The 11,810-nt window shown below is 73.6% G+C and carries 12 protein-coding genes; 4 read left to right on the top strand and 8 right to left on the bottom strand.

What is annotated here, in order from left to right:
• Positions 1-40 precede the first annotated feature (40 nt).
• Positions 41-370, bottom strand: a complete 330-nt coding sequence (locus tag E9565_RS19950; protein WP_236836572.1) for an MFS transporter — start codon at positions 368-370, stop codon at positions 41-43.
• A 20-nt stretch (positions 371-390) separates the two neighbouring features.
• Positions 391-1,578, bottom strand: a complete 1,188-nt coding sequence (locus E9565_RS19945) for an RtcB family protein (RefSeq protein WP_236824708.1) — start codon at positions 1,576-1,578, stop codon at positions 391-393.
• A gap of 75 nt (positions 1,579-1,653) precedes the next feature.
• Between E9565_RS19945 and E9565_RS19940 the strand changes: the two genes are divergently transcribed.
• A complete protein-coding gene (locus E9565_RS19940; protein ID WP_236824707.1) occupies positions 1,654-1,938 on the top strand; it encodes a hypothetical protein in 285 nt (94 codons plus the stop codon).
• Positions 1,939-1,944: 6 nt separating this feature from the next.
• Here the strand turns inward: E9565_RS19940 and E9565_RS19935 are convergent, their stop codons facing one another.
• The 6 genes from E9565_RS19935 to E9565_RS19910 form a co-directional block, all read right to left on the bottom strand.
• Positions 1,945-2,658 carry a metal-dependent hydrolase gene (locus tag E9565_RS19935; RefSeq protein ID WP_236824706.1) on the bottom strand — a complete coding sequence of 238 codons (714 nt, stop codon included), beginning with the start codon at positions 2,656-2,658 and terminating at the stop codon, positions 1,945-1,947.
• Between the two features lie 159 nt (positions 2,659-2,817).
• The gene (locus tag E9565_RS19930; protein WP_236824705.1) at positions 2,818-3,006 is read right to left on the bottom strand and encodes a DUF6104 family protein; all 189 of its coding nucleotides are present in this window, start codon (positions 3,004-3,006) and stop codon (positions 2,818-2,820) included.
• 76 nt (positions 3,007-3,082) lie between these two features.
• A complete protein-coding gene (locus tag E9565_RS19925) occupies positions 3,083-6,844 on the bottom strand; it encodes a multifunctional oxoglutarate decarboxylase/oxoglutarate dehydrogenase thiamine pyrophosphate-binding subunit/dihydrolipoyllysine-residue succinyltransferase subunit (protein ID WP_236836571.1) in 3,762 nt (1,253 codons plus the stop codon).
• 141 nt (positions 6,845-6,985) lie between these two features.
• On the bottom strand, positions 6,986-7,795 hold the full coding sequence (locus E9565_RS19920) for an ankyrin repeat domain-containing protein (protein ID WP_236836570.1): 810 nt from the start codon (positions 7,793-7,795) through the stop codon (positions 6,986-6,988).
• Positions 7,796-7,872: 77 nt separating this feature from the next.
• Positions 7,873-8,628 carry an ABC transporter permease gene (locus E9565_RS19915; protein WP_236824702.1) on the bottom strand — a complete coding sequence of 252 codons (756 nt, stop codon included), beginning with the start codon at positions 8,626-8,628 and terminating at the stop codon, positions 7,873-7,875.
• Positions 8,625-9,569 carry an ABC transporter ATP-binding protein gene (locus E9565_RS19910; protein ID WP_236824701.1) on the bottom strand — a complete coding sequence of 315 codons (945 nt, stop codon included), beginning with the start codon at positions 9,567-9,569 and terminating at the stop codon, positions 8,625-8,627. The genes E9565_RS19915 and E9565_RS19910 overlap by 4 nt, the downstream gene beginning before the upstream one ends.
• Positions 9,570-9,745: 176 nt before the next feature.
• Here E9565_RS19910 and E9565_RS19905 point away from each other — a divergent pair, with 176 nt between their 5' ends.
• From E9565_RS19905 to E9565_RS22795, 3 genes are read left to right on the top strand one after another with little or no spacing between them, the layout of a single operon-like run.
• Positions 9,746-10,216: a universal stress protein gene (locus E9565_RS19905; RefSeq protein ID WP_236836569.1), complete on the top strand. Its 471-nt coding sequence runs from the start codon at positions 9,746-9,748 to the stop codon at positions 10,214-10,216.
• 14 nt (positions 10,217-10,230) lie between these two features.
• Positions 10,231-11,301 carry an adenylate/guanylate cyclase domain-containing protein gene (locus E9565_RS19900; RefSeq protein WP_236824699.1) on the top strand — a complete coding sequence of 357 codons (1,071 nt, stop codon included), beginning with the start codon at positions 10,231-10,233 and terminating at the stop codon, positions 11,299-11,301.
• Positions 11,302-11,332: 31 nt separating this feature from the next.
• On the top strand, positions 11,333-11,770 hold the full coding sequence (locus E9565_RS22795; RefSeq protein ID WP_308196171.1) for an ATP-binding cassette domain-containing protein: 438 nt from the start codon (positions 11,333-11,335) through the stop codon (positions 11,768-11,770).
• The last annotated feature ends 40 nt before the right edge of the window (positions 11,771-11,810 follow it).

Below are 11,810 nucleotides of genomic sequence, written 5' to 3'. Positions count from 1 at the left end.
CTCCACTCCACGCCCGGAGGTCCTCCCCTCACAAGATCCCTCAGTCAGATCCCGGAGTCACAGCTCCTCGACCAACGTCTCCGGTCAGTACAGCTAGCCCGCCGGCCAGCATCCACGGCCGGCGCGGCCCCCAGCGGCCCTCGGTGCGGTCCGAGCGGCTCCCGATCCACGGGTTGAGCAGCACGTCCCAGGCTTTCGGCGCGAACACCACCAGGCCGGCGATCGCCGCGGCCACGCCCAGCACGTCGGTCAGGTAGTACAGGAGCAGCAGCCCGGGGACCGTGCCGAACGCCGCCGTCCCGATCGAGCCCGTGGCGTAGCCCAGGTGCGTGCCCCGGGTCAGCCGGGCGCCGGGTGGGACGGTGGTCACGGGATCGAGACCGTAGCGCGTCAGTCGCCCTTGACGTTCACCAACTGGCGCAGGGTGTGCCGGACCTCCACCAGGTCGGCGGCGTCGGCCATCACGACGTCGACGTCCTTGTACGCAGCGGGGATCTCGTCGAGGAACGCGTCGCTGTGCCGCCACTCGATCCCGCGCATCGACTCGTCGAGCTGGGCCCGCGTGAACGTCCGGCGCGCCCTGCTCCGCGAGTACACCCTGCCTGCGCCGTGCGGCGAGCTGTTCAGCGACTCCGGGTTGCCCAGGCCGGTGACCACGTAGCTCGCCGTCCCCATCGAGCCCGGGATGAGCCCGGCCTGCCCCTCCTCCGCCTGGATGGCGCCCTTCCGCGACACCCACAGCTCCTCGCCGAAGTGCCGCTCGTGCTGGGTGAAGTTGTGGTGGCAGTTGACCCTCTCGAGCTCCGGCGTCGCGTCGGCACGCATGTGCCGGGCCAGGGCGTCGGCGACCCGGTCCATCATCTCCTCGCGGTTGAGCAGCGCGAAGTGCTGCGCCCACCGCAGCTCGGCGACGTAGCCGTCGAACTCCGGGGTGCCCTCGTCCAGCCAGGCGAGGTCGCGGTCGGGCAGGGCGAGGCCGTCGCGCCGCGCCCGCTCCTGCGCGATCGCGATGTGCTTCTGGGCGATCTTGTTGCCCACCCCGCGGCTGCCGGAGTGCAGGAAGAGCCAGACGCGGTCCCGCTCGTCCGCGGTCACCTCGATGAAGTGGTTGCCCGACCCCAGGCTGCCCAGCTGCAGCGCCCAGTTCGGGGCCGTCGTCGTCACCGCGTGCAGGACGCGGTCGCCGAGCTCCTCGGCCGTCGCCTCGAGCTCGGCGACCCGGCGCCGGGCGGTCTCGGTCAGCTTCCTGTTGTAGCGGCCGGCCGACAGCGGGACGGCGCGCTCGATGTCACCGCGCAGCGGTGCGAGGGGGCCGCGGGCCCGAACCTCGTCCACGGTCCAGGGCGTGCGGACGGCGATCATGCCGCAGCCGATGTCGACGCCCACCGCGGCCGGGATGATCGCGGCGCGCGTCGGCAGGACGGAGCCCACGGTGGCGCCCTTGCCCAGGTGGGCGTCGGGCATCAGCGCCACGTGCGGGTGCACGATGTCGAGGGAGGCGGTGCGCTCGGCCTGCCGGCGGGTCTCGTCGTCGAGGATGCTCGCCCAGTTCAGCAGCTTGTCCGCAAGTCTCTCCACCCCTGGATTCTGCGGGGACCGGTCACCTCCGGCGACTCGTTTGCCGGACCCCGCACCGGTGGGTACCGGGGCCCCATGGCGAGCGTTGCGGCGACGGGTCAGTGGGTCGACCCCGACGACGGCATCAGGTACCCCGCCGGGGAGGTGCACGCCTGGGAACGGGGGCGCAACGAGACGGTGTGCGGGCTCGCGCTCAGCCGGTCGCGGCTCACCCGTTTCCCGCACGTCGGCTGGCCGGACGTGCAGCCGGAGTCCGGGCGGCACGCCGAGGAGGTGCAGGTGGTGTGCCGCCGCTGCCGCGCCGGTCAGGGTGCCCGGCGCGACGACCGCGGGTGGACGCGGACGAACCCGCGCCCGTGAACCGGCTCAGCCCGCGCTGGTGAGCCGGTCCACGAGCGGGTCGAGGGCGGTGTGCAGGTCGGTGTTGGTGTAGGCGAGGACCACGGTGGCGACGACGAAGAGCGGCACCAGCGCGACCCGCTCCACGGTGGCGCCGGTGCGGATGGGTGAGAGCGCCAGTCGCTTGCGCTTCACCAGCCAGAGCAGCGGGACGGGCACCCCGGCCGTGGTGATCGCGTCACCGACCACGTGGGTGAGCACGCCGGCCGCCACCGCCCAGGGCAGCCACGACGGGGTGCCGGTGTGGTCGAGCAGCAGCCAGGCGCCGCCCCACGACAGCAGCAGGTTGCCCAGGATCGTCGTCTCGGTGCGGCCCGGGATGACGAAGTGCAGGGCGCGCAGCGCGAGCCCGATGGCCAGCGCCATCAGGAGCAGGCTGGACCAGAATGCGCCGGTGGCCGCCACGGCCAGCGCCCCGAAGGCGAGCGGCGCGAGGACGGCGTCGTGGGTACCCCAGCGGTGCCCGCCCGCCAGCGCGCCGATCGCCCCGGCCGGCACGTCGGTGACGGGGCCCCACATGTCCGACACGGTGGAGTTGCGGTGGTCGAGGTCGGGGAGCATCGCGAAACCGCCGACGGCGGCCACCCAGGCCCCCTGGGCGACCGCGCCCTGGACGGGCGCCCACGGCAGCGTCGCGGCGCCCGCCGCGAGGCCGGAGAGCGCATGGGAGTGACCGAGCACCTACCGAGCGTGCGGCCTGCGGGGCTGTCCGTGGCGGAGGCGCACCGGAGGACGGTTCGCGCATGCGCGGGGCGCGGGATACGGCTGCCCGTCACCACGCTCGTGCGCAACGCGGTGAGGTCTCCCGGAACCACCAGCCCGAGCGGCGGGACGGTCAGCTCACTCCTCGAGGTCGTCGTCGTCCGTGCCGCCGCGCGCCAGCCAGGTGGCCAGCCGCTCGACGGGCACCTCGAAGTCGGGGTGCTGGTCGACGAACGCCTGCATCTGGTCGGCGAGCCAGGCGAGGGTGACCTGCTCCTCGCCGCGCCGCTCGGCCAGCTCCTCCAGGCCCCGGTCGGTGAAGTACATGCCGGAGAACCTACGACGCCCGGCCCCCGGGGTGATCGGGGGCCGGGCGTCGTCGGTGTTCGCGGCGGGGCGCCGGTCAGTCCGCGAAGGCCTCGGCGACCAGCTTGCGCTGCTCGACCTCGTGCACCTTCGCCGAGCCGACCGCGGGGCTCGCCGACGCCCGGCGGCTGACCCGCCGGAGCGTGCGGCCCTCGGGCAGCTCCTCGGGCAGGTTGACCGCCATGAACTGCCAGGCGCCCATGTTCGCCGGCTCCTCCTGCACCCAGACCACGTCGGTGGCCTCCGGGTAGCGCTCGAGCTCGGCGCGGATCTGCTCGGCCGGCAGCGGGTAGAGCTGCTCGACGCGGACGATCGCGGTGTCGGCGATGCCCTCGTTCTCCCGCTGCGCCATCAGGTCGTAGGCCACCTTGCCGCTGCACAGCAGCACGCGCCGCACCGCGGAGCCGTCCAGCGGCTCTCCGCCCACACCGGTGTCGGGCAGCACGGGGCGGAAGCCCTCCTCGGTGAACGCCTCCACCGGGCTGACCGCCGCCTTCGCCCGCAGCAGCGACTTCGGCGTGAAGACGACCAGCGGCCGGTGCACGTCGGAGAGCGCCTGGCGGCGGAGCAGGTGGAAGTAGTTGCCGGGGGTGGTGCAGTTGGCGACGGTCATGTTGTTCTCCGCCGACAGCTGCAGGAACCGCTCGATCCGGCCGCTGGAGTGGTCGGGGCCCTGCCCCTCCATGCCGTGCGGCAGCAGCAGGACGACGCCCGAGCGCTGCCCCCACTTGGCCTCGCCGGAGCTGATGAACTCGTCGATGACCATCTGGGCGCCGTCGACGAAGTCGCCGAACTGCGCCTCCCACAGCACCAGGGCCCGGGGGTTGGCGACGGAGTAGCCGTACTCGAAGCCGAGCGCGGCGTACTCGCTCAGCAGCGAGTCGTAGACGAAGAACTTCGCCTGCTCCTCGGTGAGGTTGGCCAGCGGGGTGTACTCCGCGCCGTTCTCCCGGTCGATGAGCACCGAGTGGCGCTGCACGAACGTGCCGCGGCGGGAGTCCTGCCCGGCCAGCCGGACCGGCACGCCCTCCATCAGCAGCGACCCGAAGGCCAGCAGCTCACCCATGGCCCAGTCGATGCCGCCCTCGCTGGCCATCGCGGCCCGCTTCTCGAGCATCTTCTGGAGCTTCGGGTGCGGGGTGAAGTCCGGCGGGAAGGAGACGTGCGCGTCGCCGATGGTCTTGAGGACCTCCTGCGTGATCGCGGTCTGCACCGTGGACTCCTGCGGCGTGCGCGGGTCCATGACCGGCTCGGGCTTGGAGGAGTCCTGCGCGTCGTGGGTCTCGGCGAACGCCCGCTCGAGCTGCCCGCGGTAGTCCTTGAGGGCCTCCTCGGCCTCCTCGAGCGTGATGTCGCCGCGGCCGACGAGCGCCTCGGTGTAGAGCTTCCGGACCGAGCGCTTGCGGTCGATGATGTCGTACATCTGCGGCTGGGTCATCGAGGGGTCGTCGCCCTCGTTGTGCCCGCGGCGGCGGTAGCAGACGAGGTCGATGACGACGTCCTTCTTGAACTGCTGCCGGTACTCGACCGCCAGCCGGGCCACCCGGACGCACGCCTCGGGGTCGTCGCCGTTGACGTGGAAGATCGGGGCGTTGACCATCCGGGCGACGTCGGTCGAGTAGAGCGTCGAGCGCGCCGAACCGGGGCTGGTCGTGAAGCCGACCTGGTTGTTGATGACCACGTGCACCGTGCCGCCGGTGCGGTAGCCCCGCAGCTGGGAGAGGTTCAGCGTCTCCTGCACCACGCCCTGGCCGGCGAACGCGGAGTCGCCGTGCAGCAGCACGGGCAGCACCGTGAAGCCCTGCTCGCCCTTGTCGATCATGTCCTGCTTGGCGCGGACGATGCCCTCCAGGACGGGGTTCACCGTCTCCAGGTGGCTGGGGTTGCTGGCCAGCGAGACGGCGATCTCGGCGTCGGGCTTGAACGGGTTGCGGAACTTCCCGGTGGCCCCGAGGTGGTACTTCACGTCACCGGAGCCCTGGACGGTGCCGGGGTCGATGTTGCCCTCGAACTCGCCGAAGATCTTGGCGTAGCTCTTGCCGAGCACGTTGGCGAGCACGTTGAGCCGGCCGCGGTGGGCCATGCCGATCGCGACCTCGTCGAGGCCGTGGTCGGTGCCGGCGATGAGCACCTCGTCGAGGATCGGGATGACCGACTCCCCGCCCTCGAGGCTGAACCGCTTCTGGCCGACGTACTTGGTCTGCAGGAAGGTCTCGAACGCCTCGGCGGCGTTGAGCCGGCCGAGCACGTGCTTCTGCTTCTCGCGGTCGGGCTGGGCGTGCTTGACCTCGATCCGCTCCTGGAGCCACTCGCGCTCCTCGGGGTCGGTGATGTGCATGTACTCCACGCCGACGGTGCGGCAGTAGGAGTTGCGCAGCACGCCGAGGATGTCCCGCAGCGCCATGAGCCGTTCGCCGGCGAACCCGCCGACGGGGAACGTCCGGTCGAGGTCCCACAGCGTCAGGCCGTGCTGGAGGATGTCCAGGTCGGGGTGGGTGCGGACCTTGAACTCGAGCGGGTCGGTGTCGGCCATCAGGTGGCCGTTGCGCCGGTAGGACTCGATGACCTCGATGACCCGGGCTTCCTTGTCGATCTGCCCCTCGCGCGTGACCCGCACGTCCGGCATCCAGCGCACCGGCTCGTAGGGGATCCGCAGGGAGCGGAACACCTCGTCGTAGAAGCCGTCCTCACCCAGCAGCAGCGCGTGCAGCTTGCGCAGGAAGTCGCCGGACTCCGCGCCCTGGATGATCCGGTGGTCGTAGGTCGAGGTGAGCGTGATGATCTTCGAGACGCCCATCTCGGTGAGCACCTCGGGGCTCATCCCCTGGAACTCGGCCGGGTACTCCATGGCGCCCACGCCGATGATCGCGCCCTGACCGGCGGTCAGCCGCGGCACCGAGTGGTTGGTGCCGATGGTGCCGGGGTTGGTCAGGCTGATCGTCGTGCCGGAGAAGTCCTCCATCGTCAGCTTGTTGTTCCGGGCGCGGCGGATGATGTCCTCGTAGGCGGCCCAGAAGCCGGCGAAGTCCATCCCCTCGGCGGCCTTGATGGAGGCGACCACCAGCGAGCGGGAGCCGTCGGGCTTGGGCAGGTCGATGGCCAGCCCGAAGTTGACGTGCTCCGGCTGCACCAGCACCGGCTTGCCGTCCACCTCGGCGAAGGCGCTGTTCATGTTCGGGAACGAGTCCAGCGCCCGGACCAGCGCGTAGCCGATCAGGTGCGTGAACGAGATCTTGCCGCCGCGTGCCCGGGCCAGGTGGTTGTTGATGACGATGCGGTTGTCGGCCAGCAGCTTGGCCGGCACCGCGCGCACGCTGGTCGCCGTCGGCACGGTCAGCGAGGCGTTCATGTTCTTGACCACCGCCGCGGCGGCCCCGCGCAGCGGGGACTGCTTGCCGTCGCCGGCCGGCGGCTTGGGCGCCGCGGGGGCGGGCTTGGCGGCGGGCTGGTCGGTCTTCTGCACGGGCTGGCTCCCCGTCGGCTGGGACCCGGCGGCCGGGCGCTGGAGGTCGGGCTTCTTGGCGGGGGCGGCCGGAGCCTTCACGGGCGCCGCCTTCTCCGGGGTGGCCTCCCGCGGGGCCGTCCTCTCCGGGGTCGGCGCCGCGTTCCCCGAGGGCGCGTGCTCCCGGTCGCCACCGGCCGGCGGACCGGGACGGTAGTCGGCGAAGAACTCGTGCCACGCCTGATCGACGCTGGACGGGTCGGCGAGGAACTGCTGGTACATCTCCTCGACCAGCCACTCGTTGGTGCCGAACCCGGCGACCGGGGACGAGTTGGACGACGGTCGGGATGAACTCACGCTTGACACGGGGTCGAGTGCCTTCTTCGTCTCGGGGCTGCGTCTGAGGGGCGCGTCGCTGGACCGGGTGTCGAGTCTACGCCCGTGCCGGGGCACCGACCGGGTGCGGAGCGGGTTCCGCGCGCCCGTCCCATCTGGTGGTCAGTGCGTGGCGCCGTGGGCGACGAGGAGCTCGACCAGGGCGTCGTTGCCGCTGGCCTGGTCCTCGTCGGCCTGCCGGTGCCGGGCCGCCGCCACGCGGCTGATGTCGAGCGCGCTGGCGCCGTCGTGCGTCGTGGCGTTCACGTCGGCGCCGGCGTCCAGGAGCGCCCGGACGATCTCCGGTGCGTCGCCGGTCGCGCCCGCCGCCACGGCGGTGTGCAGCGGGGTGCGCCCGGTGTCGGCGTCGCGGCGGTCGACGTCGGCGCCGGCGTCGAGGAGCAGGCGGACCAGCTCCGCGCTGCCGCCGGCGCTGGCCGCGTGCAGCGCGCCCCCGTCGGCGTCGGCGCCCCGGTCCAGCAGGAGCCGGGCGGCACGGGCGGCCCCGCCGAACGCCGCCCACGCCAGGAGGTCGACCCCGGTGGCCGGGTCGGTCAGCGCCGTGCCGTCGTCGAGCTCGGCGGCGAGCCGGTCGACGTCGTCGAGGTAGGCGGCGCTGGGGGCGTCGAGCACCGCGCCGAGCTCGACCAGCACCGGGACCAGGTCGGGTGCGTGCTCGAGCGCCAGGTGCAGCGGCGTGCGGTGCTGGTCGGTGCGGGCGGTGAGGTCGGCCCCGGCCGCGGCCAGCAGCCGGACGACCTCGGCGCGGTCGCAGGCGACCGCCAGGTGCAGCGGGGTCCAGCCGCCGTGCCCGTCCCGCTCGACGACCCCCTGGAGGAGCTGCGGCTGTTCGGCGACCGCTGACCGGACGGCCTCGGTCTCGCCGTCGACGACCAGCCGGCCGAGCCGTTGGACGGTCATGCGAGTGGTCACGCGTTCTCCGTTCTGCGTTCGGGGCTGCCCGGCGCGTGCGCTCGACCGGTGCAGGGGTGCGGGGAGGCCCCGGCCCCTCAGGCGATGTCTCGGCGGACCGCCAGGAAGGTGCCCAGCAGGGCCGCCAGGAGACCGTAACCGAGCAGCAGGAGGCCGCCCTGCCAGGCCTCGAGCAGGTCCGGACCCTCGAAGGTCGCGGTGAGTGCCTCCAGCGCACCGCCCGGCATCCACTTGTACGCCCCCGACGTGGCCGGGATCGACCGGATGATCGGCTCGATGACGAACAGGTAGACCAGGCCGCCGACGATCGCGCCCACCTGGTTGCGCAGCAGCGCGCCCAGCCCCACGCCGATGATCGCGTAGATGACCAGGGCCAGCCCCGCGCTGCCGAGCGTGCCCAGGTTGTCGGCGTCCAGCGCGGGAGCCGCACCCCGCGCGCCGGCGTGGACGGCGACGGCCGCGTAGTTCACGACGAGCACCACCAGGGCGAACAGCGCCGCCGCCACGGCGTAGGCGAGCAGCTTGGCGATCACGACGTTGCCCCGGCGCGGGGTGGTCAGGAACGTCGGGGTGGCCGTCCGGTGCCGGTACTCCTGGGTCATGCCGATGATGCCCACGATCAGGAACAGCACGTTGACGTTGACCGCGTTGGCCATCGCCAGCTCTTCGTAGAGCGGCGTGCCCACGGCCGGGATGCCCGACTCCGGGTTGCCGGCGAACGCGGTGAGCAGGACGGCGAAGCCGATCACCATGACGCAGGCGCCGAGGAGCAGGCCGAGCCAGACCCTGGTGGTGAACAGCTTGGTCCACTCCGCGCGGATCAGGTTGGTCATCGCGAGCCCTCCGGGGACGTCGCACCGGCGGCGTACTGCTCCTGGCCGGCGGTGAGCTGGAAGTAGATCTCCTCCAGGCCGCTGGTGCGCGAGCGCAGCTCGTGCAGCTCCACCCCGGCGGCGAAGGCGCGGGCGCCGACCTCGGCGGTGGTGCGGCCGGCGACGGTGAGGGTGTCGTCGCCGTCGAGGGTGACCGGCATGCCCTCGGCGCGCAGCGACTCGGCCAGCCGCGCGACCTGCGGGCTGCGCACCAGCACCGTGCCGCCTCCCTCGGCGCCCGAGCGGAGCTGCGCCATCGAGGCCTCGCGGACCAGCCGGCCGGCGCCGACGATGACGACGCGGTCGACGGTCTGCTCGACCTCGGAGAGCAGGTGGCTGGAGACGAGGACCGTGCGCCCCTGCTCGTGGGCGAGGTGGCGGATGAACCCGCGCAGCCACTGGATGCCCTCGGGGTCCAGCCCGTTGGCCGGCTCGTCGAGCACCAGGACGGCGGGGTCGCCGAGCAGCGCCGTGGCCAGCGCCAACCGCTGGCGCATGCCCAGCGAGTAGCCGCCGGCGCGCCGCCGCCCGGCGTCGGCCAGGCCGACCTGCGCGAGCACCGCGTCGGCGCGCTCCACCGGCAGCCCGGCGGCGCGGCAGTAGACCCGCAGGTGGTTGCGGCCGGAGCGGGCGGGGTGGAACGCGGTCTCCAGGACCGCGCCCACGGTGCGGACCGGCTCCCGCAGGGACGTGTACGGGGTGCCGTCGAAGGTGGCGGTCCCGGCGTCGGGGCGGACGAGTCCGAGCAGCATGCGCAGCGTCGTCGTCTTGCCGGCGCCGTTCGGGCCCAGGAACCCGGTCACCGTGCCCGGCTCGACGGTGAAGCCCAGGTCGCTCACCGCCCGGACGGAACCGAAGGACTTGGTGAGCCCCCGGACCTCGACCCGCACGGGGCCGGTCACGGGGGAGTGGGGGGTGGCGATGACGCTCCTCCTCGGCTGGTGACGCGTGTCCGGACCATCCAAGCGCACCGCGGTGACGATCCGGGAGCCTGCGCGCGCATGTCGCCCCACGTTCACCGGTCCGGTGCGCGTGACCCCGGGCACACCGCCGGCCGGCGTCGCCTAGAGTGCGCGCCGTGAGCGAGCCCGTGAACGCCTACTGCACGGTCGTCGTCGGCACCGACGGGTCGGAGTCGTCGCTGCGCGCCGTCGCCCGGGCCGGGGCGCTGGCCGGCGCCTGCGGCGCGACGCTCGTGGTCGCCTGCGCCTACCTGCCCGCGGAGACCGACGAGCGGGAGCTCGCCCGCGCCCAGGACGTCCTCGGCGACGAGGCGTACCAGGTGGTCGGGTCGCACCCCGCCGAGGAGACCGTGCGCACCGCGGCCGAGCGCGCCCTCGCCGCCGGCGCCGGCGAGGTGCGCACCGTGGCCGTGACCGGCTCCCCGGTCGAGACGCTGCTCGAGGTCGTCCGCCGCGAGAAGGCCGACCTGCTCGTCGTCGGCAACCGCGGGCTGAGCGGGATCAAGGGCCGGCTGCTGGGGTCGGTGCCGGCCGACGCGTCCCGCCGTTCGCAGTGCGACGTGCTCATCGTCCACACCACCGGCTGAGGTCCGCGACGGGCATGGGTGGTCCCGGGGAGGACCCCGACCTCGGCGTCCGCGAGGCGCTGGAGCGGCTGCTGCTCGACGGCCCCCGCCGGTACACCCGCCTGGACGTCGGGCGGATGGCCGGGATGCCGCCCGAGCGGACGCAGCGGCTGTGGCGGGCGCTGGGCTTCCCCGACGCCGCCGACGACGACCCCGCCTTCACCGACGCCGACATCGCGGCGCTCGGCGTCCTCTCGACGCTGATCGACTCCGGCTTCGTCGACGCCGGGAGCGAGGCCTCCATCGCCCGGGCGATGGGGCAGTCGCTGTCCCGGCTGGCCGACTGGCAGACCGACATGCTGGCCGACGCGCTGCTCCGCGGCGCGCGGGCCGACGAGGACCCGGCCGCGACCACCGAGCGGGCGGTGGCCGCCGCGCAGGCGCTGCTGCCCCGGCTGCGCGCGGTGCAGGACTACGTGTGGCGCCGCCACCTCGTCGCCAACGTCGACCGGCTGCTCGCGGCGACCGGGCCCGGTGACCGCCGGGAGCTCGCCGTCGGCTTCGCCGACCTGGTCGGCTACACCTCCCGCAGCCGGGGCATGGGCGGCCGCGAGCTGGGCGCGATGGTCGAGGACTTCGAGAGCACCGCCGCGGAGGTGATCGCCCGGCACCACGGCCGGGTGGTGAAGACGGTCGGGGACGGCGTCCTGTTCACCGCGCGGTCGGCCACCGACGCGGCCGACATCGGCCTCGAGCTCCCCGACGCCTGGGCGGCCGACGACCGGCCGCCGCTGCGGGTCGGGGCGGCGTACGGCGCGGTCCTGACCCGGCTCGGCGACGTCTACTCGCCGGTGGTCAACCTGGCCAGCCGGCTGACCTCCCTGGCCCGCCCCCGCGCGCTGCTCGTCGACCGAGACCTCGCCGACCGGCTGCGCCCGCTGGAGGGCTACCGGGTCCGGCCGCTGCGGCGGGTCTCCGTCCGCGGCTACGACCACCTGCAGCCGTGGCTGGTGCGGCGCGCCCGGGCGGCTGCGGAGGACCCCGGCAGCGGTTACGACGAGGACGCCTTCGACGTCGCGGACGACCCACCGGCGGGCCGGGACTGACCCCCGTCCGGCCGCTTGGCAGGCTGGAGGGGTGACCGCCACCCTCGTCGCCCGCGGACTGGCAGCCGGTCACGGCGCCCGCGTGCTCTTCTCCGACCTCGACCTCGTCGTCGCCCCGGGGGACGTCGTCGGCCTGGTCGGGGTGAACGGCGCGGGCAAGTCCACCCTGCTGCGGACGCTGGCCGGGGAGCTCCCGGCCGAGTCCGGGAGCATCTCCCTCAGCCCGCCGACCGCGGCCCTCGGCTACCTGCCGCAGGAGCACGAGCGGCGCGTGGGCGAGACGGTCGTGGCCGCGCTCGCCCGGCGCACGGGGGTCGCCGCCGCGCAGGTGCTGCTCGACGCGGCCACCGAGGCGCTCGCGGCGGGGGCACCGGGTGCGGACGACGCCTACGGCGACGCGCTGGAGCGCTGGCTAGCTGTACTGACCGGAGACGTTGGTCGAGGAGCTGTGACTCCGGGATCTGACTGAGGGATCTTGTGAGGGGAGGACCTCCGGGCGTGGAGTGGAG

The organism is Blastococcus sp. KM273129, from assembly GCF_021698995.1.
Classification (GTDB): domain Bacteria; phylum Actinomycetota; class Actinomycetes; order Mycobacteriales; family Geodermatophilaceae; genus Blastococcus.
Note: the sequence above shows the minus strand (reverse complement) of the source record. Positions and strands in the feature narration are given on the sequence as shown.

Excerpts from the sequence above, each read along its gene's own strand:
- E9565_RS19940 (WP_236824707.1), top strand. The coding sequence starts at position 1,654 with ATGGCGAGCGTTGCGGCGACGGGTCAGTGGGTCGACCCCGACGACGGC.
- E9565_RS19930 (WP_236824705.1), bottom strand. The coding sequence starts at position 3,006 with ATGTACTTCACCGACCGGGGCCTGGAGGAGCTGGCCGAGCGGCGCGGC.
- E9565_RS19915 (WP_236824702.1), bottom strand. The coding sequence starts at position 8,628 with ATGACCAACCTGATCCGCGCGGAGTGGACCAAGCTGTTCACCACCAGG.
- E9565_RS19900 (WP_236824699.1), top strand. The coding sequence starts at position 10,231 with ATGGGTGGTCCCGGGGAGGACCCCGACCTCGGCGTCCGCGAGGCGCTG.